General features: G+C 48.4%; 20 protein-coding genes. 14 read left to right on the top strand and 6 right to left on the bottom strand.

The window, feature by feature from the left end:
* The first annotated feature begins 102 nt into the window (after nt 1–102).
* The gene (locus CWM47_RS14905; protein WP_317046735.1) at nt 103–852 is read left to right on the top strand and encodes a TspO/MBR family protein; all 750 of its coding nucleotides are present in this window, start codon (nt 103–105) and stop codon (nt 850–852) included.
* Nucleotides 853–983: 131 nt separating this feature from the next.
* Here CWM47_RS14905 and CWM47_RS14900 read toward each other — a convergent pair whose 3' ends face one another.
* Nucleotides 984–1421 (bottom strand): peptidylprolyl isomerase, encoded by a 438-nt coding sequence (locus CWM47_RS14900; RefSeq protein ID WP_100988827.1) that lies wholly within the window; start codon nt 1419–1421, stop codon nt 984–986.
* 301 nt (nt 1422–1722) lie between these two features.
* On the opposite strand from CWM47_RS14900, the gene CWM47_RS14895 reads away from it, so the two are divergent.
* The 7 genes from CWM47_RS14895 (at nt 1723) to CWM47_RS14865 (ending at nt 10696) form a co-directional block, all read left to right on the top strand.
* Entirely contained in the window at nt 1723–4902 is a 3180-nt protein-coding gene (locus tag CWM47_RS14895) for an efflux RND transporter permease subunit (protein ID WP_100988825.1), read from the top strand.
* A complete protein-coding gene (locus tag CWM47_RS14890; protein WP_100988823.1) occupies nt 4902–5210 on the top strand; it encodes a DUF952 domain-containing protein in 309 nt (102 codons plus the stop codon). Before CWM47_RS14895 ends, CWM47_RS14890 begins: the two co-directional genes overlap by 1 nt.
* Nucleotides 5211–5213: 3 nt before the next feature.
* Entirely contained in the window at nt 5214–6314 is a 1101-nt protein-coding gene (locus CWM47_RS14885) for an efflux RND transporter periplasmic adaptor subunit (protein WP_100988821.1), read from the top strand.
* Nucleotides 6311–7795: an efflux transporter outer membrane subunit gene (locus tag CWM47_RS14880; protein ID WP_100988818.1), complete on the top strand. Its 1485-nt coding sequence runs from the start codon at nt 6311–6313 to the stop codon at nt 7793–7795. The genes CWM47_RS14885 and CWM47_RS14880 overlap by 4 nt, the downstream gene beginning before the upstream one ends.
* A 151-nt stretch (nt 7796–7946) precedes the next feature.
* The gene (locus tag CWM47_RS14875; RefSeq protein ID WP_100988816.1) at nt 7947–9020 is read left to right on the top strand and encodes a mannose-1-phosphate guanylyltransferase; all 1074 of its coding nucleotides are present in this window, start codon (nt 7947–7949) and stop codon (nt 9018–9020) included.
* A gap of 125 nt (nt 9021–9145) precedes the next feature.
* Entirely contained in the window at nt 9146–9724 is a 579-nt protein-coding gene (locus tag CWM47_RS14870) for a hypothetical protein (protein WP_100988814.1), read from the top strand.
* Nucleotides 9725–9784: 60 nt separating this feature from the next.
* Nucleotides 9785–10696 (top strand): serine hydrolase, encoded by a 912-nt coding sequence (locus CWM47_RS14865; protein WP_100988812.1) that lies wholly within the window; start codon nt 9785–9787, stop codon nt 10694–10696.
* Nucleotides 10697–10788: 92 nt separating this feature from the next.
* On the opposite strand, the gene CWM47_RS14860 is transcribed toward CWM47_RS14865, so the two are convergent.
* The 3 genes from CWM47_RS14860 to CWM47_RS14850 form a co-directional block, all read right to left on the bottom strand.
* Nucleotides 10789–11610: a cyclase family protein gene (locus tag CWM47_RS14860; protein ID WP_100988810.1), complete on the bottom strand. Its 822-nt coding sequence runs from the start codon at nt 11608–11610 to the stop codon at nt 10789–10791.
* A gap of 122 nt (nt 11611–11732) precedes the next feature.
* Nucleotides 11733–12752, bottom strand: a complete 1020-nt coding sequence (gene thiL, locus CWM47_RS14855; RefSeq protein ID WP_100988808.1) for a thiamine-phosphate kinase — start codon at nt 12750–12752, stop codon at nt 11733–11735.
* 168 nt (nt 12753–12920) lie between these two features.
* Nucleotides 12921–13367 (bottom strand): hypothetical protein, encoded by a 447-nt coding sequence (locus CWM47_RS14850; RefSeq protein ID WP_100988806.1) that lies wholly within the window; start codon nt 13365–13367, stop codon nt 12921–12923.
* A gap of 108 nt (nt 13368–13475) precedes the next feature.
* Here CWM47_RS14850 and CWM47_RS14845 point away from each other — a divergent pair, with 108 nt between their 5' ends.
* The 3 genes from CWM47_RS14845 to CWM47_RS14835 all read left to right on the top strand — a co-directional run bounded on the left by CWM47_RS14845 (nt 13476) and on the right by CWM47_RS14835 (nt 15831).
* Nucleotides 13476–13724, top strand: a complete 249-nt coding sequence (locus tag CWM47_RS14845; protein ID WP_206170643.1) for a cytochrome b5 domain-containing protein — start codon at nt 13476–13478, stop codon at nt 13722–13724.
* Between the two features lie 58 nt (nt 13725–13782).
* Nucleotides 13783–14628 carry an N-acetylglucosamine kinase gene (locus tag CWM47_RS14840; protein ID WP_100988804.1) on the top strand — a complete coding sequence of 282 codons (846 nt, stop codon included), beginning with the start codon at nt 13783–13785 and terminating at the stop codon, nt 14626–14628.
* 132 nt (nt 14629–14760) lie between these two features.
* A complete protein-coding gene (locus tag CWM47_RS14835) occupies nt 14761–15831 on the top strand; it encodes a ferredoxin--NADP reductase (protein ID WP_100988802.1) in 1071 nt (356 codons plus the stop codon).
* A gap of 88 nt (nt 15832–15919) precedes the next feature.
* Here CWM47_RS14835 and CWM47_RS14830 read toward each other — a convergent pair whose 3' ends face one another.
* Both CWM47_RS14830 and CWM47_RS14825 read right to left on the bottom strand, forming a co-directional pair.
* Entirely contained in the window at nt 15920–18118 is a 2199-nt protein-coding gene (locus CWM47_RS14830; protein WP_100993882.1) for a M56 family metallopeptidase, read from the bottom strand.
* A 58-nt stretch (nt 18119–18176) separates the two neighbouring features.
* Nucleotides 18177–18551: a BlaI/MecI/CopY family transcriptional regulator gene (locus CWM47_RS14825; protein ID WP_100988800.1), complete on the bottom strand. Its 375-nt coding sequence runs from the start codon at nt 18549–18551 to the stop codon at nt 18177–18179.
* A 180-nt stretch (nt 18552–18731) separates the two neighbouring features.
* Here CWM47_RS14825 and CWM47_RS14820 point away from each other — a divergent pair, with 180 nt between their 5' ends.
* The 3 genes from CWM47_RS14820 to CWM47_RS14810 all read left to right on the top strand — a co-directional run bounded on the left by CWM47_RS14820 (nt 18732) and on the right by CWM47_RS14810 (nt 22165).
* Nucleotides 18732–20489 carry a M3 family oligoendopeptidase gene (locus CWM47_RS14820; RefSeq protein WP_100993881.1) on the top strand — a complete coding sequence of 586 codons (1758 nt, stop codon included), beginning with the start codon at nt 18732–18734 and terminating at the stop codon, nt 20487–20489.
* Nucleotides 20490–20563: 74 nt separating this feature from the next.
* Nucleotides 20564–20842 (top strand): hypothetical protein, encoded by a 279-nt coding sequence (locus tag CWM47_RS14815; protein WP_100988798.1) that lies wholly within the window; start codon nt 20564–20566, stop codon nt 20840–20842.
* A gap of 249 nt (nt 20843–21091) precedes the next feature.
* On the top strand, nt 21092–22165 hold the full coding sequence (locus CWM47_RS14810; RefSeq protein WP_100988796.1) for an NAD-dependent epimerase/dehydratase family protein: 1074 nt from the start codon (nt 21092–21094) through the stop codon (nt 22163–22165).
* The last annotated feature ends 50 nt before the right edge of the window (nt 22166–22215 follow it).

The raw sequence follows: 22215 nt of genomic DNA, 5'->3' as shown, positions 1-22215 counted from the left end.
AATGGCCTGGTTATCACCTAATAACCAGGCCATTCTGTTGGTATGCAAAACGATAAATTACGCCAATTCTTTGTCATGTTTAGTATTATCACACTCATTGTGATGAACTACCTTTCTAATGTGGGTGCCTTTGGTGGGCAAACAAACAAAGTCATTTCTGACAAATACCACACGCTGATTACCCCGGCGGGGTACGCTTTCTCCATTTGGGGCATCATATTTCTGGGCTTACTGGCTTTTGCTATTTATCAGGGCCTAGGTTCTCAACGAACGAATCCACGCTTTCGAGCCATAGGCTGGTGGGTCGTTGTCAACGCCTGCGGCAACGCTATTTGGAGTCCGCTGTTCAATAACGAGCGTATCGGACTGGCATTACTTGTTATTCTGGTCATGCTGTTCTCGCTGGTTGTTATTGAACAACGTCTGCTCCAGCGGGGTGCCGTTCCGCTCATTGAAACTGACCCTGATATTACTCTGGCGGAAGCACCGGCCTCCACCAGGGAGACATGGCTGGCACGAATTCCATTCTCGATTTACTTCGGATGGCTCACAGTCGCTACGATTTTGAACGTAACCGTGTTTTTGAAAGCGACAGATTTCAGTCTGCTGGGTTTGAGTGAACAAACATGGGCAATGGCTATGCTTATTGTTGGGATCGTTGTGGGAGCGGTTGTCTTCAACCGGTATCGAAGTGTGGCGTATATTCTGGTTTTCGCCTGGGCCTATGTAGCCATTGCAGCAGAGCAAAAAGGCTATAGCCAAATTCAGTTAATTGCCGGAGCAGGGACGATTGCCGCTGTGGGATTGGCCATTGCAGGTCTTATTTCTAAAAAGACGCCGGCTTATAGTTAAAGGAGTGTATTATGGCTCCTCCCTTTGTTTCAAACTAATCTTTTGAAAGTATTGCTAACTGTATCAGACAGCAGGGATGCAGTCTGATACAGTTAGCAATACCAATTCAGGCAATTACTACCCCTCAATGTCTACTCTTCAACTACAGTAATGCTGTTGATTTTATCGCCCTGTTGAATCTGGTCGATAATGTCCAGCCCTTCTACCACTTTACCGAAAACGGTATGGTTACGGTCGAGGTGGGCGGTGTTCTGGCGGTTGTGGCAGATGAAAAACTGCGAGCCACCCGTGTTACGGCCACGGTGAGCCATTGATAATACGCCCCGGTCGTGGTACTGATTTTCGCCCGTCAATTCGCAATCAATCGTATAACCTGGTCCGCCCGCACCGGTGCCGGTTGGATCGCCACCCTGAATCATGAAATTTGGAATAACACGGTGGAATTTAACCCCGTCATAGAATCCCTTTTTAGCTAACGTAATAAAGTTATCTACCGCTTTCGGGGCATCTTTCTCGAAAAACTCAATGGTCATCGTACCCTTGTCGGTATTCATTTGTGCCTTTGGCATAACCGGAATCAGTTTTGTTTAATACAAAATTACAACGATTTCTGATCAATAGAAGATTCCATTTATAACTCTGGCTCGTATCGGCCAAATGGTTGTCTTGACAATTTATTCTTTGAAAAAGTCAATAATACGGATTCGTTTTTCTGGAATAATACAACTAAATTGCCTGACGGTAAGTTAGAAACACAATAGAATCATCTTTATCTTCTTGTTTTTATGCAATTATACTCACGTCATTTCGCATAACTGAGTACTATTACATAAGGATATACGCTAATTTCTTCTTTTTTGCCCGCTCATCATGTGGATTGTACGCCTGGCGTTAGAAAAAAAATATACCATCGCTGTCATGGCGTTGCTCATTATGATTATGGGCGGGCTGGCGGTTACACAAATGCCAACCGATATCTTTCCGCGTATCAATATTCCGGTAGTTTCTGTTATTTGGGGATATAGCGGCCTCTCGACCAACGAGATGGAAAAGATGATTACCAACTTTTCCGAGACATCGCTTATCAATAACGTTAGTGATATTCAACGGCTAGAATCGCAAACGTATAATGGTACCGCCGTTTTAAAGATTTTCTTTCAGCCATCGGTCAAGATTGAAGAAGCGCTCGCCCAGGTAACGGCTATTTCGCAAACAATCCTTGTCCGGATGCCGCCAGGTACGCAGCCGCCCCTTATTGTTCGCTATAACGCCACTGATGTTCCGGTTCTGCAATTAGGTCTTTCCTCTGACAGCCTGACCGAAGCCCAGATTACGGACTACGCTCAAACGCGGGTTCGACCTCAAATCTCGACTGTACCCGGTAGTCGTTTGTCGCAGGCATTTGGCGGGAAAAGCCGCCAGATCGCGGTGGATCTCGAACCGGATCAGTTAGTGGCTTATAATGTTACACCCGAAGAAGTAACGAATGCGGTGGCGGCTCAGAATTTAACCCTGCCTGGTGGTTCATTGCGACTGGCCGAGCGTGAGTATAACGTTCGCCTGAACTCCAAGCCGGATGTGATCGCAACCCTGAACGATATACCCATCAAGACCATTGGCGGCACAACGGTTCACATGCGTGATGTGGCCAATGTACACGATGGTGCCGCTGTCCAGTCCAACATCGTTAAGCAGGACGGTAGTAAAGGTGTATTGATGCGGATCGTAAAGACGGGTAATGCTTCAACGACCGAGATTGTCGATAAGATAAAGAACCAGATTCTGCCAACGGTTCGGGCGGCCGCTCCATCAAATCTGCGAATTGAAGCCCTGTTCGATCAATCAGTTTTTGTGCGGGCGTCGATTAAGGGCGTTTTGGTCGAAGGTATGATTGCGGCCCTGCTCACGGCGGGCTTGATTTTACTGTTTTTGGGTAGCTGGCGCAGCACGCTTATTGTAGCGGTTTCCATTCCGCTGTCAATTTTGTCGTCGCTTATTATCCTGTACCTACTGGGCGAAACATTAAATATCCAAACACTTGGCGGTCTGGCACTGGCCATTGGTATTCTGGTCGATGATGCCACGGTAACTATCGAAAACATTCACCGAAACGAAGAATTGGGTATGCCGCTCCGCCAGGCTATTCTGGAAGGAGCCCAGCAAATTGCTACGCCAACGCTTGTGTCGACGCTCACGATCTGTATTGTGTTTACGTCGGTACTGTTCCTCGAAGGCCCAGCGCGATTCCTGTTTGGACCACTTGCCGAAGCGGTCGTTTTTGCCATGCTGGCCTCTTATATACTATCGCGGACCCTCGTCCCGGCCCTCGCCGATCTGATGTTAAAAGGCGAAGCGCAGCATAATCATGATACCACAAAACGGCCAAATGCGTTTGCACGGTTTTATAACCGGTTCAATACTGGTTTTGAACGCTTTCAGGTTCGCTATATCCGGGCGCTGGAATGGGTACTGAACAATCGCCGTACGGTACTGAGCGTATTTCTGGTTGTGGTGATTTTTACATTTGTGCTGCTTCCGTTTGTTGGGCGGGATTTCTTTCCGCAAGTGGATGGTGGTCAAATGAGACTTCACCTGCGGGCCCCGGCTGGCACAAGGCTTGAGTCATCGGAGAAGATAGCCGCCCAAACGGCCGAAATTGTGCGAGAGGTGATTCCGGAAGACGAAATTAGCTCAGTTATCAGCAACATTGGTTTAACATCGGAACGCTACAATTTCTTCTTTTCCGATAATTCGTCGGCCAGCTCGGCCGATGCAGAATTGCTGATCTCACTCAATGAAGAGCGGTCGCACTCAACCGGCGATTATGTTCGCGAGCTACGCGCCCGTCTACGGGAAGAAATGCCTGACGTTACGTATTTCTTTCTCCCCGCCGATATTGTTAGCCAGATTCTTAACTTCGGACTGACGGCCGCCATTGACGTACAGGTATCCGGTTTCGACCGGGCCAACAACCTTAGAGTAGCCAAAGAATTGGTTGATAAAATAGGTCAGGTACCGGGCGCTGTTGATGTACACTTGCATCAGGTGCTGGATGCCCCCGAACTGTTCTTGTCTGTTGATCGCGAACGCGCCGGGCAGTTTGGTCTGACTGAGCAGCGCGTGGCAACCAATCTAAACATTTCGCTAAGTGGCACCGGCCAGACCCGCCCAAACTTCTGGCCCGATCCGGTTAGTGGTTTTCCGTACATTATTGCGGTGCAAACGCCACCCTATAAACTGGATTCATACGATAAGCTGCTCCAAACGCCCATTGCGGCCGGACAGGCAGACCGGTCTACGCCCCAACTACTTAGTAACGTAATGACCATGAAGCGTACTGTGGCGCCGGTTATTATTAACCGGGTCAACACGCAGCCTAGTTACGACGTGTATGCATCAGTCGAAAAAACAGATTTAGGCTCCGTAGCTAAGGCGCTGGAAGAACTTACCGCCGAGTATAAAACGCAGCTTAAACCTGGTAACACCGTCTCGATTCGGGGGCAGGTTGAAAGTATGGAAAGTGCCTTTAGCCGGTTAGGGCTGGGTATTGTGTTTGCGGCTTTGCTGGTTTACCTGCTCATGGTAGTCAACTTCCAGTCCTTTCGCTACCCATTTATTATCATTACGGCGTTGCCCGGTGCTTTGTGCGGCATGGTCTGGATGCTGTTTTTAACGGGCACAACATTCAGTATTCCTTCATTGATGGGAGCTATTATGAGCGTGGGCGTAGCCACAGCAAACAGTATCTTGTTGGTAAGCTTTGCCAAAGACCACCTGCCCGAAGTTGGTGGGAATGCCTATGAAGCGGCTTTGGAAGCAGGCCGAACGCGTTTGCGCCCAATTCTGATGACGGCCATTGCCATGATTATTGGTATGCTTCCTATGTCTTTAGGGCTGGGTGAAGGTGGCGAGCAAAATGCGCCGTTAGGCCGGGCTGTCATTGGCGGGTTGCTACTGGCTACCTTTACGACACTCTTATTTGTACCCGTCGTATTCAGCTACCTGGCCCGGAAACCCAAGGCCGATACTCAAGCACCAACTGTTGTCTAATGAACCTGATTTATCACATTGTTCCTGCCGCCGACTGGGCCAAACAGGAAAACCAGCCTATATACGAAGCCCCAAGTTTACAAACCGAAGGCTTTATTCATCTGTCGCAAAAGGAACAAGTTGCCGGAACACTGAGTCGATATTACAAAAATATGCCCGACTTACTGTTGCTCCATGTTGATACCGGCAAACTAACGAATGAGCTGAAATACGAACTGGCAACTAACAATGAATCATTTCCACATCTGTATGGCTTCCTCAATAAAGACGCGGTGGTTCATATCGAAACTTTAGACGCTCAATTATAACTCATGAAAGCACTTCGCATCCTGATTCCCCTTCTGCTGCTCATCGCGGTGTTCGTTTTTTTCGGCGTATTGCCGCGAATTCGAAATACCCAGGAACTGAAAGCGGCCGTTTCGGAAGATAAAAATCGTGAACCTATTGTGAACGTGGTGCCGCTAAAGCACTCGTCAGATACCACCGGGCTAACGTTGCCCGGCCAGATACAGCCCTATCGGCAAACGCCCCTTTATGCCCGAACTCAGGGTTTTCTGCGTCGTTGGTATGTTGATATTGGTGGAAAAGTGAAACAGGGACAGCTCCTGGCAACGATCGACGCGCCCGAACTTGATCAGGATATTGCCCGCGCCAAAGCCGATCAGCAACTGGCTAAAGTTAACCTCGATCGACTGGAGAGCGTTCAATTGCCCGGCGCCATTGCGCGGCAGGATATTGACACCCGCCGGTCGGCGGTGACGGTAGCGCAGGCTAATCTGGGTCGCCTGGAAGCGTTGAAAAACCTACAGCAAATTCGGGCTCCCTTCAGCGGTATTATCACCAGCCGGACAGCCGAAAATGGGACAATGGTGTCGCCGGGAGCCGGACAGCCGCTCTTCACACTATCGGAAGTAGGTTCGCTTCGGGTGTTTGTCGATGTGCCGCAGACCTATTATCAAAACATGAAAATTGGGATGCCCGCTACAGTGACTATTCCTGAATTGAAAAATCAAACCTTCAAAGGTACTGTTATGCACACCTCGGGCGCTTTGCGGAGCGACTCCCGCACGTTACTGGCCGAAGTAGTTATTCCGAACCCCAAACAGGGATTGCCATCGGGCCTGTATAGTATGGTTAAGTTCGATATGATTAGTGCACAGGCGCCTGTACTGATTCCGGCAAATGCGTTACAGATAACCGCAGAGGGGCCTCGTGTTGTGGTCGTTGATAGTGGTCTGCGTGTTCATTTTATTCCCATCACACTAGGGCGCGATTATGGAACAACCCTCGAAGCGGTGAGCGGTTTAACGGGTCAGGAACTGGTTGTCACAAATCCAAACGACCGTCTGCGCGATGGTCAAAAAGTAAGATTTCGAAAGGCCGTAGTCGGCAAAACAGTAGCTCAGCGATGATCAAGTTTTTCAGTAGCGTTCTCATTTTAAGTAGTTTAGCCGTTCAGCTAAACGCACAAACTGCTCCGCTGAATGCCCCCGGTGGCTCAGTTACTATTCAGCCGGGCACCGGGCCTGCCAACGCGCCGGGTACGGTTCAGACACAATCCGGCAGCACTGTTGGGAATGCAGTACCGTCGGCAACTGTAGCCGCAAGCGATTTAAGTCCAACAATAACCGTCAGTGGTTTTCGGCGGTTTGGCGATCCCATGCTGGAGTCGTTGATTCAGCAGGGGCTGGACAACAGCCCGAATTTACGGGCAGCACTGAGCCGTCTGGAGGAGTCGCGCATTCGGGTTCGGGTAGCGCAGTCGTTTCTATCGCCCTCTGTGCGGAGTTCGGCTCTGATTACTACCCAGAGTTTGTCAGAACGCCGGCCACTTTCTGTTGCTAATCAGGCCGATTTATTACCACGTTTTCAGTTGAATACGTTCCAACTGTTACCCATTGACGCCAGCTATGAACTGGATTTGTTCAAGCGGATTCGGAGTGGAATCACCGTCGCTAATTTGCAGGCGCAAGCCAGCGATGCCGATTATCAATCGTTTCGACTGTCGCTGGCTTCTGATATTGCCCGGACATACATGCTCATTCGGGGAAACGACGCTGAACAGGCCGTTTTTCGTCGGAATATCCAGTCGCGTGACACCACCCTGTCTATCCTCCGCGAACGCTTTCGGGTAGGGTTAATCAATCAGATTGATGTACAGCGTGCCGAAACAGACTACGCGGGATTGCAGGTGACGCTCAAAGGACTGGAGCGCGCCCGCGTTGAACTCGTTAATGGGCTGGCCCAGTTGTGCGGCCAAAGCCCCATCGACTTTTCGGTGCCACCGGGTGCGTTGCCATCTGCGGTACCAACCTATCCCTATGCCAGCGTCACTGCCGAACAACTTCAGCGCCGACCTGATTTGGTGCAGTATATTCGACAAAATCAGGTGGCAGCTGCCCAGGTAATTCTCCAGCAAGCCAGCACGCAACCACGAGTTACCTTAATTGGATCGGGTGGTATTTTGTCGGGTAAAATAGGCAACTGGGTAACACCCAGTGCTGGTACATACATTGTTGGCATAAATGCTTCTGTGCCCCTTTACGAAGGTCATCGGGCACGACAAAATATCGCCCTGTCGAGACAGCAAACCCAAACCAATCAGCAAATTTATTTGCAGGCTCTCCAATTAGCCCAGCGCGATGCCGAAACCGCACTGGATAATTTGACTCTTCTGCGTCAGCAAATCGAGTTGCAGGAGCGAACATTGACGTTGGCACGCCGAACAGAACAATATAACCGCGAACTTTACGTGCGCGGACTAGCTACTTATTTGGAAGTACTCGATGCTCAACGGACTATTCTGACAACCGAGCAGCAATTAGTACAGCTTCGCAGCCAGGAAGTTCAGTATGCGGTAGCCCTTCTTCGAACAATTGGGGGGGACTATTAGGTTTTATAATGTATAAGTTGTTAGTGAGCATTTTTATGTACTATAGCTCTGTAATTGTAAACTTTATAGATTATTTATTTTATATAAGAATACTAGCACTTTGTAAATCAACTTTATAGTGACATTTTTGTCATAAATCAGTTTAGCATCCATGAATCATACTTATGTAATAATCATGGCGGGGGGTGTCGGAACGCGGTTCTGGCCTTTCAGCCGTACAAGTTATCCGAAGCAATTTCACGACGTACTGGGCACAGGCCGGACATTACTTCAGCAGACTGCCGACCGTTTTGATGGGGTTTGCCCATCCGAAAATATTTATATCGTTACCAGCTCTCTTTACAAGGACCTTTGCCAGCAGCAACTTCCGCAATTGACCGACGATCAGGTATTGTGCGAACCCATTGCCCGCAACACGGCTCCCTGTATTGCTTATGCCTGTTATAAAATAGCCCAGCGTGACCCGGAAGCCAACATCATTGTTGCCCCCGCCGACCATATTATTCTGAAAGAAGACGAATTCAAACGGACTATTCAGACGGCACTTGATGCCACAAAGGCGCAGAATATTTTAGTGACCCTGGGTATTCAGCCAAGCCGCCCCGATACAGGATACGGCTATATCCAATATATACCGGAAGCGGGAAAGACGGGTCCCCTCCGGGTAAAGACATTTACCGAAAAGCCGCATCTCGAACTGGCTCAACAGTTTGTAGAAAGTGGCGAATTCGTCTGGAATGCAGGTATTTTTGTCTGGAACGTCAAGTCGATCATCAACGCATTTGAATCGTACCTGCCCGAAGTAGCCGAGATTTTCGAGGAAGGAAACAATGCCTATTACTCCGAACGTGAAAAAGCATTTGTCGCCAAAGCCTATTCGTTGACCGGAAGCATTTCCATCGACAACGGTGTGATGGAGAAAGCGGACAATGTATATGTTGTATTAAGCGACTTTGGGTGGTCAGATCTAGGAACCTGGAAATCACTCTATGAAGTGTCGGACAAAAACGACGATTTCAATGTGATTGATGGCCACATTCTGTTATACGATACCAAGAACTGTATTATCAAAACCCCCAAAGACCGTCTGGTGGTCGTAAATGGCCTGGATGGCTACATTGTAGCCGAGTATGATAACGTGCTGATGATTTGCCGGAAAGAAGAAGAGCAGAAAGTGAAAGCTTTCGTTGCCGACGCCAAAGAAAGAGGCACGGAGTTTGTTTAAGCTATTTCGGTAGGTCTTTTATTGTTCGTCCGACGGATGAACAATAAAAGACCTACCAAGAAAAAGCCAACGAAGCAATGGAAGGAACAGCCTGTTCGTTAGCTTTACGAACTGCCGACTAGCTTGTGAAAAAAGTATTCTACCTGAGCCTGACCCTGTTTCTGGCGAGCCTTCTTGTAAATTGTAAAGATACAACGGCGGCCTTCTCCCCAGGGGCGGGCGATGCGCGTATTACAGGTACATGGCGACTGGTTGAGCGGTTATATCCAATAAATGTTGACTATTACGTACAAGACTCATTTTACGTAGCCGAGCATTATAAGAAAGACTCTCTGTTCCAGAATGGGTTATTTGTTGGCATAAAAGACTCCGTGCTTGTTCCGGGACAATATCAAAAGACGTCAATAAAAGTTACAAAGTCAGTTGATACAACGAGACAGTATGCCGCTAACCCAGCCCAGACGCTAACCTTCGGCACAGACGGGCAGCTAACGTCGGAGGGAGCTGAAATGACCTATTACCTTCCCACAAAGTATTATCGAGTCGATACGACCTACCCTGACAGCTTATTCCTGAATTTATATATCAGTACAAACCGGACTACCGTTGCTTTTGCACAGGGCGTGAAAATTGAGGCCCAAACATTAACCATATTGCCTCGTTGCGAGCGGGCCTGTTATTCGAAATTCGTGCGGGTGCCATAAGGAAATGTGCCGAATTGACCGCATTTTTGATCCCAGTATCAAAACTAGAAACGTGCGGTTATGGGGTTCAAGAAATTGACATCGAGTTGTCTGGCTATCAGCCTGATTTGTTTATCGGCCCCTTGGCTATCCGTTTTCTCCCAATCCAGGCCAACACTCCCCAAACTGCGCCAGCAGATAGAGCAGGAGTTGAGTAAGCAACCCGGTGTTTTCGCCGTTGCGTTTAAAGACTTATCTACGGGTGCAGAAGTCCTGATTCGTGAACACGAGGTGTTTCATGCGGCCAGTACCATGAAAACACCGGTTATGATCGAGGTCTACAAGCAGGCCGCCCAGCATAAGTTGGCACTCACTGACACCATGACGATCACGACCGAGTTTAAAAGTATTGTAGATGGCAGCCCCTATAGCCTTCATGCCGAACAGGATAGCGATACCAGTATTTACAAAGCGGTAGGCACCAAGCGAACACTGGCGGCTTTGGTCTACAACATGATTATTATAAGCAGCAATCTAGCAACAAATATGGTTATTGAGCGGGTCGGGGCTCAAAACGTCACGCAAACCATGCGCGATTTGGGAGCCAGAGACATTCAGGTTCGGCGGGGTGTGGAAGATAGTAAAGCCTTTACCAAAGGACTAAACAACACAACGACCGCCTACGACCTGATGCTGATTTTTGAGAAGATTGCCACCGGTAAAGCGGTAAGTCCCGAAGCATCGAAAGCAATGATTACAACCTTACTGGATCAAAAATTCAACGACGCCATTCCCGGAAAGCTACCCAAAGAGGTAAAAGTAGCGCACAAAACAGGCTCTATTACTGGCGTTCGGCATGATTCGGGCATTGTGTTTCTGCCCGATGGCCGCAAGTATGTAGTCGTGCTTCTATCGAAGGATATTAAAGATGATAAAGCGACAATAGAAACAATGGCCACCGTTTCAGAAATGATCTATAAGTATGTAAAGTAAAGTGGTAAGTAGTGGAGTAGTTGATTAGTGTAACCATCACTGGACTACTCAATTAAGTACTACACCAATTAACCACTACACTAATTCACCAATCAACCAATCAAAACCTTCGCGAGTGCCCGAACCGGAAACGTACCAACGCCTTTGAATTTGGGTGGTGTAGCACTAAACGTAAAGCCAGTTGTGGGAAGTAAAGACAGGTTGCACAGATGCTCGACAATCAGAACCTCGGCCCCCAGCAACGTAGTATGTACCGGACGACTGTTGCCACGCGTGTCGTCAATGTTGTGCGAGTCGATGCCAACTAATTTTGCGCCACAATCCCGCAGGTAGGCTGCAGCACCAGCTGTTAGAAACGGATGGTTTTCGTAATAGGCTTCGGTGTTCCAGAATTCAGCCCAGCCCGTGTGAATCAGTACTGCCCGATTCCTAACTTTGTAGCCGTGTACGTGTGTTTCCGTAATGGCCAGTGTGTCGGTATGCGGTACATGAATTACGGTTCCTTCGAGGTCGGTGAATGCATCCAGTCCAATCTCTGACAAATCTTTACCGTTCTCATACCGGTGAAAAGGACAATCCAGATAGGTGCCGGTGTTGGTTACCATCTCAATTTTGCCAATCTGAAACTCAGTGCCAGCTTCATAACCATCTTCAATCGTATGACTCAAATCGACTAACCGACTTCGCTGCCCAGTCTCTTGAGTTGGGGCTCTCTTGTGAGCTTCGATAATGATTTCTTTGTTAAGAATCCTGGTTTGGCCAACCATGAGCAGACGCAGATCAGCAATGACATAATCAGCCAATGCCTGATCGGAGATGTCGTCGCCATCAATATCCAACAGAAAATCTTCACCTTTCAAGCTACCGCCGTTGGTGAAGTATAACTCAAAATCAAACCGAACTCGTTTTTGCATTCTTTCTGGCGCGGGTATTTACCCGTGCCTTTTTATTTTGTCAGCATTCGCTGACGGTTGTCTTTTCCTGTGTCAGCGAATGCTGACAAAATAAAAAGGCACGGGTAAATACCCGCGCCAGATTACTGATTCCAGCCTTGCGCCCGAATAGTGGTTTGTTGACCGGCTTTGGTCGACAGTACAATTTGGGCGGGATTCGCTGTCATGTAGCCAATTGCCGTGATTCTTGAGTTCACGGATAGTGCCTCAAACTCCTGCGGACGAACAGTGAACAGGAGTTCGTAATCTTCGCCCCCATTCAGAGCCGCCGTTATCGGGCTGATCTTAAACTCGTCGGCGGCAAGGTGCGTCTGGTCATCAATGGGAATATTTTCATCGAAAATCACTGCGCCCGTACCCGACTGGTGGCATAGGTGTAGCAATTCCGAAGCCAGACCATCCGAAATGTCGATCATTGATGTAGGGCGAATACCCAGATCGCGGAGTTCGTGAACAATGTCGGTGCGGGCGTCGGGGCGGAGTTGACGTTGAACCAGGTAAGCCCGTTCTTCAGACAGGCTTGGCTGCATGTTGGGGTCGGCCAGATAGACTTGCTTTTCGCGTTCCAATAGTTGAAGGCCCAGGTAAGCCGCTCCCAAATCGCCGGTAACGCAAATGACATCATTGGCCTGGGCGGTGTTACGGTATGTAATCTGGTCTTTGGCAACTTTGCCCACCACCGACACCGAGATAATAAGTCCCGACCGTGAGGCTGTAGTATCTCCCCCCACTAAATCGACGTTATAGGCTTCGCAGGCTGCCCGAATTCCCTCATACAATTCGTCGATGGCTTCGACCGGGAATCGGCTGCTAAGGCCAATACTAACCGTTAGCTGAATAGGTAGGCCATTCATGGCGGCAATATCCGAAACGCCAAAGGTGACGGCTTTGTAGCCCAGATGCTTTAAGGGAACGTAAGTCAAATCGAAATGGATGCCCTCAACCAGCATATCTGTAGAGAGTAAACCATAGTTGTCGCCCCAGTCGAATACGGCGGCATCGTCGCCAATACCACGTACCGTTTCCGAATGAGCGGGTGCTGTTGTTGCTTGCCGAATACGCTCGATCAAGCCAATTTCACCGATTTTATTGAGATCAGTCATTATGTATTAATTAATGCGGCCCGGCTTTTTCATGGCTGTACCCACGGGCTTCAGTCCGTGTTGGTAACAACTAAAAAATACGGACTGAAGCCCGTGGGTATGGCCACAAAAAAGCCGCTCCGATTGACATACGGAACGGCTTTTTTTATGAATTGGTTTACGGAACCCTTATGGATTCGTCAACGTGTAATCATTTGTTGTGCCGCCCGTTTTCTGACTGGCTGTAGTACGGGACAGGCTCAGGGTATTGTCGTCAATTGAATTGATCGTGAACTCAATTGTGCCATTAGCACCCGTTGGCGAAGGAGTTAACTCTGTCAGAACAAGGCGCGTATCTGATGGAACAGAATACTTTCCGACGAATGTATTATTGTCGAAATCAGTGTATTTAACTGTAGGTGCCGCACTCAGGTCAAGCCTAAAGGCAGTGTAGTTACGAACGTTTGCTGTTCCGGCTTTGGTGTAGACCGTTACTTTGTTCTCGTCTACTTTGCTCGCCGACCAGACTTTGGCGATTCGCTCCGAAACAGGAGCTACTTTATTGCCCTTACAGCCTATTAGAGCACAAAACAGGGTTACTAGCGAAAGAAAAGCGATAGAATGAGTCTTTCTCATGGTTAATCAAATGCAATAGAATCAGAAGTGGCTAAAGTTACGTTAATTTTGTTCTCACTCACAAAATGATACTTAATAATCATAGTTGTTTGACTAAATGGACGCTTAATGCCGATCAATGAAATACCGCTGCCTGTGTACACCCGTTCGCAGTTGGCCCTGCGTAATGGGCAGGATCGCGACGAAATCTGGTGCGCGTTTAATGGCATTATCTACGACCTGTCGGCCTCACGGCTTTGGCGAAATGGCAAGCATTATGAACACTGGGCCGGGCAGGATCTCACCGACGAACTTGTCGATGCACCCCACACCAACGGCGTTTTTACCCGATTTACCGCTGTTGGCAAACTAATTTAAGGTTTCATGTTGAAGCTATTCAAACCTGAAACCGCAACGCTTGTACTTGACACAAAATATGCTTTTAATCGCTGATAGTGGCTCAACTAAAACCGACTGGCGACTTGTTTCCGATGAAGGTCAGATCCTTGCTATTCAAACGGATGGCTTCAATCCATATTATCAAAATGCCCAACAAATAGCGGCTGTCTTAGAAGCGCAACTGCTGCCTCACCTAAACGGGGCGCTGGTAACAGACGTATTTTATTATGGAACAGGTTGCACTGGCCCATCGGTGAACCACATCATTGCCGATGGGTTACAAGCCGTATTGCCGGGTCTACAAACCATTGAGGTAAACAGCGATATGCTGGGAGCTGCCCGGGCTGCGGTGGGGCATCAGGCGGGCATTGTTTGTATTCTCGGAACAGGTGCCAATGCCTGTTGTTATGATGGCTCTGAAATTATCCGGGGTATTCAGTCGCTGGGTTTCTGGCTGGGCGATGAAGGAAGCGGTGGCTATCTTGGTAAAACGCTGGTTCGGGACTTTTTTCAGGAACGACTTCCCAATGAACTTCGCGACGATTTTCGGTTGCGTTACGCCCTCGATCGGGCAACGTTACTGGAGAACGCCTATCAAAAACCTTTCCCAAATCGCTATTTTGCCTCATTCACGCCCTTCCTGTCCGATCATCTGGCACACCCCTATATCGACAACCTTGTAACCGACGCATTTACACTTTTTTTGACAACCTACGTGAAGCGTTTTCCCGAAGCTGAACAATGGCCCGTTCATTTTGTAGGGTCAATTGCCTATTATTTTGCCGAGCCTCTGCGTCAGGCGGTTAAACAAACAGGCTTAACAATGGGTCGTATTAACAAAGCCCCTGCCGACGAGTTAGTTGATTTTTACAAAAAGAGGTAAGTTCCCATTGTTCACTTGTACCTTTGTCGAAAAAGCAGTCAACGAAAAGAACGGGTAGCTTACATAACTGGAACGCAGCGTAACTCCACTCGTTTATCGTTCGTTCTGTGTTGAAAGACAATCTGGATAGTAATGGCAAATCGTTATTTTTTGAAAGTAAAAGACGTCGACCGGGAAACGGCCGACGCTGTAACAATAAGTTTCTGGCACCCCATCAGTGAAGAAATTCGGTATCAACCCGGTCAGTTTCTGACCTTCTTACTCAACGTCAATGGTCAAAAGGTGCGTCGGTCCTACTCAATGGCCTCATCGCCCCACGTTGATGTATCGTTATCTGTATCGGTAAAACGCGTGCCGGGCGGGTTGGCTTCCAATTATCTTTTTGACCGTATCAAGCCGGGCGACATTATCGAATCGCTGGAGCCGATGGGTACGTTTGTTCCCAAACTTGAACCGCAAAACCGCCGGACTATTATACTCATTGGTGCGGGTAGCGGCATTACACCGCTGTTTTCGATGGCTAAATCGGCGTTACACGTTGAGCCAAACAGCCGCGTATGGCTCATTTACGGAAACCGTAACCAGGAGTCTATTATTTACAAGGACCATCTGGATGCGATGGAACAGGCCTACGGAAAGTCGCGCTTTCAGGTAAGCCACATCCTGAGCCAACCCTCGCCGGGCTGGACAGGAGCCGAAGGTCGGTTAAATCAACACACGTTAACCAAACTGTTCGACCAGGTCCCCAGTGCCGACTTGAAGAATGCGAGTGTTTACCTCTGTGGTCCCGATGGCATGATGGCTGAGGCCCGTGCGGCTTTGTCGCTGGTGGGTGTTCCCACGGAGCGTGTCCATAAAGAGAGTTATGTCTCGGCGCCTGTTGCCGCTGGTGAAGTGGTTGAAGAGCCGGTTACAGCCGCCGACAGTGGTTCTCCCGAAGTGACGATTTTGTATGAAGGCAGTGAGTATAAGTTTGCCGTAGCTCCGCACCAGACCATTCTGGAGGCTGCTTTGGACCTGGATATTGACTTGCCTTATTCCTGTCAGGCGGGTATGTGTACAGCCTGCCTGGGCAAGTGTACGTCTGGTAAGGTAAAATTAGATGAAGAAGACGGCCTGTCAGAATCCGAATTAAAAGCCGGTTATGTGCTTACCTGCGTGGCGCACCCCGTTGGGCGAGACGTCGTTATTGAAATTGACTAAGTGTAGTGCCGGGCGTTCCGTCCGGGTGTGTAGCATGTTGCCAGTTGTTGCTTCGCCTTTCACACCCGGACGGGACGCCCGGTTTACATTACTCGGGTTTTGGTGCCACGGCGGGTTTCGGCATTGTCCGAGGTATTTTTGGTACATTCACCCGGCTCCGCATTGGTGCTAAAGCCGGGGCTGGTGTTAGCGCAGGCATTGCATGCAGGGGTGCTGAAGGTGCTGCCGGAGCCACACTTCTTGGTGGTTTTGGTGGGCGGGGTATGCGAAGAGGACGCTCAGTCGACTCCAGCGCTTCCACTCTATCTAAACGCTCCAGTCGCTCCGGAAATAGTCTAGCCATGCCATCACCGTGTCGGTCAACCTCCTCGGAAAGTTTATTGATCTGCTCTTCCAGTTGCTCCGATTCGCGTTCTAATTTCTCCATCGGCAGTTTAACTTCGTCTTCCTTTGCGTTGATCGCTTCGAACTGCTTGTTCAATGCTTCCATATTACCTTCCAGCTTTTTGATTTCCGGCTCAAGGGTAGCTAACTGCTTCTCGATGTCGTCCTGACTTAGTTTTTGCTTACCATCGTTATACAGTAGTTTCTGGTGTTTTTCAACCAGCGCGTTACGTTGCTCCATCAGTTTATCTTTCCGCCAGTTGAGTACTTCCTGGTTGCGCTGAAGTTCTTCGATTGGAAACCGGAGCTTTTCCATTTGGAGGTGAATTGTCTGCATTTGCTTTGACCGTTGAGCCGTAAGCTGACTTAAGCTGTCTAGCTGGCGTTGGTGGGAGAGACGTTGTTTGTCGAGCGAATCGAGCAACGATTTCGAGGGCGCCAAAGAAGAAAAAGCGTCTTTAATAATGTTGTTATAATCAACCTTGGCTAATCCTTCCACCGTTCCGTCCGGGCTAAGCGGCACATCCGCTAATGCCGACGCAACGATATTGCTATAGTCGATATGCGCTAAGCCATTCGCCAATGCCCCCATGCCCTGATCGAACGCATTATTTTTTTCGATAATCGTTAACAGGATATCCCGGTCGGGTTGTGAAACGTCGTCGAGCGACAGTTGTCCGGCCATAACCTGATCAAGTATATGCTGTAATTTTTGTATGCGGGCAGCAGATAGTTTATGTCCTTTCCAGATAATACGACTTAGCGTTTGATTATCGACCATTTCATACTCTGAATCGCTGTCAATTTTATGTTTGCGCGTCGATACCGGATGTGGCCGACTGATTTTGTGTTTAGGTTTATCCTGTTTTTGAACCGCATAAACGGACACACTCATTAGTAGAATCGTTGCCAGGGTCAACCCCGCCAAACTACCATTTGAGATAAACGGTCGCGATGGCACGCCCAGCATCCGCCGTACCCGATGCAATAGTTGCTGGCGGTTTGTGGCAAATGCCATCGCGAGCTTAGGAGACGAGTTTACTGCCGTCAGTCTCAATTCTTCAACACGAGCCAGCGCCTGTGCCAGAATACGCCCGTCGCCACCACAAGCCTGCACCGCCAGATCATCGCAGCAATGTTCGCGCTCTTCACGTACCCGCGCCGACAGCCACCACAAAGCCGGATGGAAGAAATAAAGTACTTCCACAACCGACTGCAATAGGTTTACGGCATAATCATGCCGTTTAATGTGCGCCAGTTCATGGGCTAAAATAGCTTCTATCTGGCGCGTTGTCAGGTTCGTAACCAGCGCAACGGGCAATAACAAAACGGGCTTAAGTACACCCACAACCATTGGCACGGCAATACGGGACGATTCCCGCACCTGGACTACAGCCCGAACGTCAAGCGTTAACCGAAGTCGCTCGGTAAGTTGCATCCAGACGGCTGTTGAGGGATGCATGGCAGTTTTTATCAGCCGTTGTAAATAGAGCCAGCCACCAGCCAATCGCAACCCAAAAAGGGCTACACCAATCAGGTAAATAAAGACGAACTGGCTTAAATGATTTTCCAGAAAAAGCTGCATTTGCTGGGGCCAGGGCAGCGTTTTCGCTACATCTTGCCAGCGAATGGGTAGTGCATATGCATTTATAGAGACCGCATTGGGGGCAAAAGTGTCCGCCAATGGTTTATAATACCACACGAATGTTATGGCAGAAACCAGCAACTGGCTTAACAGAGTCAGCGTTCCTATGCGGTAGCGCAACTCACTCGACTGGTTACGCAAAAGGTGTAAAACTACCGCAATGGGTAATACCAGCGCAAATCCTTGCCAAACGGCATGGAGCAACGTCCAGCCAAGTGCATTGGCAACCGGGTTGGATAAGAAATCAAGAGCGTTCATAAACGTATTGTCTGTTGGTTTAGAAAAATATTCGTTTGAGAAAATCAGGTAAATCACCTCATTCAGATAAATCCTGGTTCAGATCATTCAGCAGTTTCTTGATCTCATCCAGTTCCTCCCGCGAGGCTTTATGCTGACCCAATATCTGCATCACTAATTTGGACGCCGAACCCCGAAAGGCCGTTTCTACAAAACGATCCACCAAATTGCGCTGGGTATCTTCTTCGCTCACGATGGCCGCGTATGTATGCGAGCGGGCATCTTCTTCGCGGGATAAAAAACCCTTTTCGTGCATAATCTGCATGAGTTTTAAGGCCGTTGTATACCCTATATCGCGGCTTTGGCTCAGCTTTTCGTGTACTTGTCGTACTGTGCTGGGGCCATTGAACCAAAGTATATGCAGTATTTCTAGTTCAGAGTCAGTGGGCTTCATAACTATCTACGAATGATTTCGTAGTAAACATATACGAACAATTTCGTAGTTGCAAATTTGTGAACAAAAAAGTTTGATAATAGCTTACAGTAACATGGCTAGGAGCCAACTATTTCTAACTAAACAGTACATTCAAAATAGCCTATGGCTATGCGGCTTTTGGGCCACCCTATACTTTCTATGACAGCAAATCAATCACTTAATCTGCCTGCCCGGCCAACACGTTCCTTTATTGGGGAGACTATCGAATTGACCAGTTGGGACGATGTAAAACCACTCTATGAGGAATTATTGGATCGCTCGATTGATAATGCCGATGAACTAAAACAGTGGCTCATTGACCGAAGCGAACTGGAATCATACCTGTCCGAAAACTTCGCCTGGCGCTACATTCGCATGACCTGCGATACGGCCAACGAGAAATTGGTTGATCAGCTAAATTTCTTCATTGCCGAAATCCAGCCAGCCATGACTACGTATGGCAACGACCTTGACCTTAAAGCCGTAAACAGCCCTTTTCTGAGTCAATTGACCGATGATGGCTACGATGTGATGGTGCGGGGTATGAAGAAAGCCATTGAGATATATCGGGACGAAAATATTCCGTTGCAAACCGAGCTTCAAACTGAAGAGCGTAAGTACGGGGCCATTGTTGGGGCCATGACAGTGCAAATCGATGGCCGCGAAATGACCCTGCCCGAAGCCAGCGACCGAATTCAATCGACGGATCGCGCTGTACGCGAAGAAGCCTGGCGCAAAATCTGGGAACGGCGTTATCAGGATCACTCAACGCTTGACGAACTGTTTGACCGCCTGCGCGATTTGCGGCATCAAATAGCGGTCAACGCTGGGTTTGCCAACTTTCGGGATTATTCGTTTGCCGCCCTTGGCCGATTCGATTACACCCCCGAAGACTGTTTCAATTTCCACGAATCGGTCGCCGAGGCCGTTGTGCCTTTTGTGAACAAACTTGCCAAAGAGCGCAAAGAGAAACTGGCGCGGGCCGACGTTTCGGTTGATCTATTACGTCCCTGGGATGCCAAGGTCGATGTGGAGGGTCGTCCGGCGTTGAAACCGTTCGCAACCGGAAACGAACTTCTCGAAAAAGCGATCACGTGTTTTGACCGACTCGATAAAGAACTGGGCGACGATTTGCGGATCATGCGGGCAATGGGCCACCTCGATCTGGAATCGCGTAAGGGAAAGGCACCGGGTGGTTATAATTATCCGCTCGAAGAAATTGGTGTACCCTTTATTTTTATGAACGCTACCTCCAGCCTGCGCGACCTGGTAACGATGGTACACGAAGGCGGTCATGCCGTTCACTCTTTCCTGACCCGCGATTTGGTCTTAAAGGCATTCCGTAACCCGCCGATGGAAGTGGCTGAATTAGCGTCGATGAGTATGGAGTTGCTGTCGATGGATCATTGGGATGTATTTTTTGACAATCCTGATGAACTCCGCCGGGCCAAACTTCAACACCTCGAATCTATTATTGAGACCTTACCCTGGGTGGCTACCATCGACAAGTTTCAGCACTGGATTTATGAGCATCCTACCCACACAGACGCCGAACGTCGGGAGAACTGGCTTCGGATTTACAACCAGTTTGCCGATTCTATAACCAATTGGGATGGGTTCGCCTTTTATCAGGAATACCTGTGGCAGCGGCAGTTACATCTATATGAAGTACCCTTTTACTACATCGAATACGGCATTGCGCAACTGGGCGCTATTGGCGTTTGGCGTAACTACCGACGCGATCCGAAAGCTGGTTTGGCCGGGTACAAAAAAGCGCTGAGTTTAGGCTACAAAGCATCAATTGGTGAGATTTACGCAGCAGCCGATGTGCCCTTCGATTTTTCTCATGACCATATTCAGGAGTTAATGGGCTTTGTTTGGGGTGAGATTGAAATCTTAAAAAGTGTTGACATATAAGAAGTGAGCCTTCTCGTTTGGAAACCTAAGTGGTCTAACCTATTTTTGCCGAATCAATTCGTAATCAAGTGGCTATGAAACGCGTACTAAGCATAGGTTTGTTGGCTGTAGCAGTATTATCGCTGGCATCCTGCGACTATCAAAAATATAACTCTGTTCGCCAGAACGACTATCGCGTCGACGACTACCGGGCAGACTATCGGGCAGGTGATCCAGAAGTATACGGAACCGGCAGAGACTCTTCTGCTGTACAGACAAAATATAAGTACACGCCAAATCCAGATCTGGACGCACGGACCCAGAAAATCCGCGAAAAACTATTTGGTGCCGGTACATTGGGACAGGGAGCATAAGATTTCCTGACGAACATAACGACAGCGATGAATTGGCGCATAACCGCTGATTTGTCGCTGTCGTTTTATTTGCCCACTCCCTAAAAAGCATTGATTGTTTGTATGACTGAGGTAGCCAAAGGGAATGTAAGTCTGATTTTTTCCGTTACTTTGTTCCGTTGAAAAGTTGAAGAAGTAGTATTATTTGGTTAGAGAACCCCCAATACGTATAATAAATGACATATAAATTGTACTATTAAAATAAATGATATGAAAATTGCATTAGTTACAGGGTCTGCTGGTTTGATAGGCAGTGAAGCCGTTGCTTTCTTTGCCGATAAATTCGATCTGATAATTGGTATTGATAACAACATGCGGCAATACTTCTTTGGTGCTGATGGGTCAACGGAGTGGAACCGAAATCGCCTTGCCGAAACCTATACTAATTATCACCATCGGCCAGCCGATATTCGGGAAGTATCGCAATTGGAAACGATTTTTCGCGAATTCGGTACTGATATCAAACTTGTACTGCATACAGCAGCTCAACCAAGCCATGACTGGGCCGCTCGCGAGCCGTTCACCGATTTTGGCGTTAATGCTGTTGGTACGCTCAATATGCTGGAAATGACCCGCCTGCATTGCCCCGAAGCGGTATTCATTTTCACGTCAACCAATAAAGTGTATGGCGACAATCCAAATTTCCTGCCCCTTATCGAAACCGAGACGCGCTGGGAAATAGACCATAATCACCCTTATTTCGAGAATGGTATCGACGAGCATATGAGTATCGACCACACCAAACACTCTGTTTTTGGAGCCTCTAAAGTGGCTGCCGACATCATGGTGCAGGAGTATGGCCGTTACTTTGGTATGAATACCGCTGTGTTCCGGGGTGGGTGCCTCACAGGCCCGAACCACTCAGGCGCTCAATTGCACGGATTCCTGTCGTACCTGATGAAATGTGCCATTACAGGCAATCAATACACTATTTTTGGCTACAAGGGCAAACAAGTTCGCGACAATATTCATAGCTGGGATCTGGTGAACATGTTTTGGCATTTCTACCAGAATCCACGTCCGGGCGAAGTATACAACGCGGGCGGTGGTCGCTACGCCAACTGTTCCATGCTCGAAGCCATGGCACTTTGCGAAACCATTTCGGGCAATAAAATGAATTATCAGTATTCGGAGACCAATCGCAGTGGCGATCATATCTGGTATATCTCCGACCTGACTAAGTTTAAACAGCATTATCCCGGTTGGGACTGGACATTCGATTTGACAGAAACGATGACTCAGATCCACGACAGTATGATTACCCGGTTGGCTCCAACCCTTTAATCTTGAGTAAGTAGGGGGTAAATTATCAGTACAGTATAAGACTCGAATTG

It is taken from the genome of Spirosoma pollinicola (assembly GCF_002831565.1).
Classification (GTDB): Bacteria; Bacteroidota; Bacteroidia; order Cytophagales; family Spirosomataceae; genus Spirosoma; species Spirosoma pollinicola.
Note: the sequence above shows the minus strand (reverse complement) of the source record. Positions and strands in the feature narration are given on the sequence as shown.

Excerpts from the sequence above, each read along its gene's own strand:
- CWM47_RS14905 (WP_317046735.1), top strand. The coding sequence starts at position 103 with ATGAACTACCTTTCTAATGTGGGTGCCTTTGGTGGGCAAACAAACAAA.
- CWM47_RS14900 (WP_100988827.1), bottom strand. The coding sequence starts at position 1,421 with ATGCCAAAGGCACAAATGAATACCGACAAGGGTACGATGACCATTGAG.
- CWM47_RS14895 (WP_100988825.1), top strand. The coding sequence starts at position 1,723 with ATGTGGATTGTACGCCTGGCGTTAGAAAAAAAATATACCATCGCTGTC.
- CWM47_RS14890 (WP_100988823.1), top strand. The coding sequence starts at position 4,902 with ATGAACCTGATTTATCACATTGTTCCTGCCGCCGACTGGGCCAAACAG.
- CWM47_RS14885 (WP_100988821.1), top strand. The coding sequence starts at position 5,214 with ATGAAAGCACTTCGCATCCTGATTCCCCTTCTGCTGCTCATCGCGGTG.
- CWM47_RS14880 (WP_100988818.1), top strand. The coding sequence starts at position 6,311 with ATGATCAAGTTTTTCAGTAGCGTTCTCATTTTAAGTAGTTTAGCCGTT.
- CWM47_RS14875 (WP_100988816.1), top strand. The coding sequence starts at position 7,947 with ATGAATCATACTTATGTAATAATCATGGCGGGGGGTGTCGGAACGCGG.
- CWM47_RS14865 (WP_100988812.1), top strand. The coding sequence starts at position 9,785 with ATGGGGTTCAAGAAATTGACATCGAGTTGTCTGGCTATCAGCCTGATT.
- CWM47_RS14860 (WP_100988810.1), bottom strand. The coding sequence starts at position 11,610 with ATGCAAAAACGAGTTCGGTTTGATTTTGAGTTATACTTCACCAACGGC.
- thiL (WP_100988808.1), bottom strand. The coding sequence starts at position 12,752 with ATGACTGATCTCAATAAAATCGGTGAAATTGGCTTGATCGAGCGTATT.
- CWM47_RS14850 (WP_100988806.1), bottom strand. The coding sequence starts at position 13,367 with ATGAGAAAGACTCATTCTATCGCTTTTCTTTCGCTAGTAACCCTGTTT.
- CWM47_RS14845 (WP_206170643.1), top strand. The coding sequence starts at position 13,476 with ATGCCGATCAATGAAATACCGCTGCCTGTGTACACCCGTTCGCAGTTG.
- CWM47_RS14840 (WP_100988804.1), top strand. The coding sequence starts at position 13,783 with ATGCTTTTAATCGCTGATAGTGGCTCAACTAAAACCGACTGGCGACTT.
- CWM47_RS14835 (WP_100988802.1), top strand. The coding sequence starts at position 14,761 with ATGGCAAATCGTTATTTTTTGAAAGTAAAAGACGTCGACCGGGAAACG.
- CWM47_RS14830 (WP_100993882.1), bottom strand. The coding sequence starts at position 18,118 with ATGAACGCTCTTGATTTCTTATCCAACCCGGTTGCCAATGCACTTGGC.
- CWM47_RS14825 (WP_100988800.1), bottom strand. The coding sequence starts at position 18,551 with ATGAAGCCCACTGACTCTGAACTAGAAATACTGCATATACTTTGGTTC.
- CWM47_RS14820 (WP_100993881.1), top strand. The coding sequence starts at position 18,732 with ATGACAGCAAATCAATCACTTAATCTGCCTGCCCGGCCAACACGTTCC.
- CWM47_RS14815 (WP_100988798.1), top strand. The coding sequence starts at position 20,564 with ATGAAACGCGTACTAAGCATAGGTTTGTTGGCTGTAGCAGTATTATCG.
- CWM47_RS14810 (WP_100988796.1), top strand. The coding sequence starts at position 21,092 with ATGAAAATTGCATTAGTTACAGGGTCTGCTGGTTTGATAGGCAGTGAA.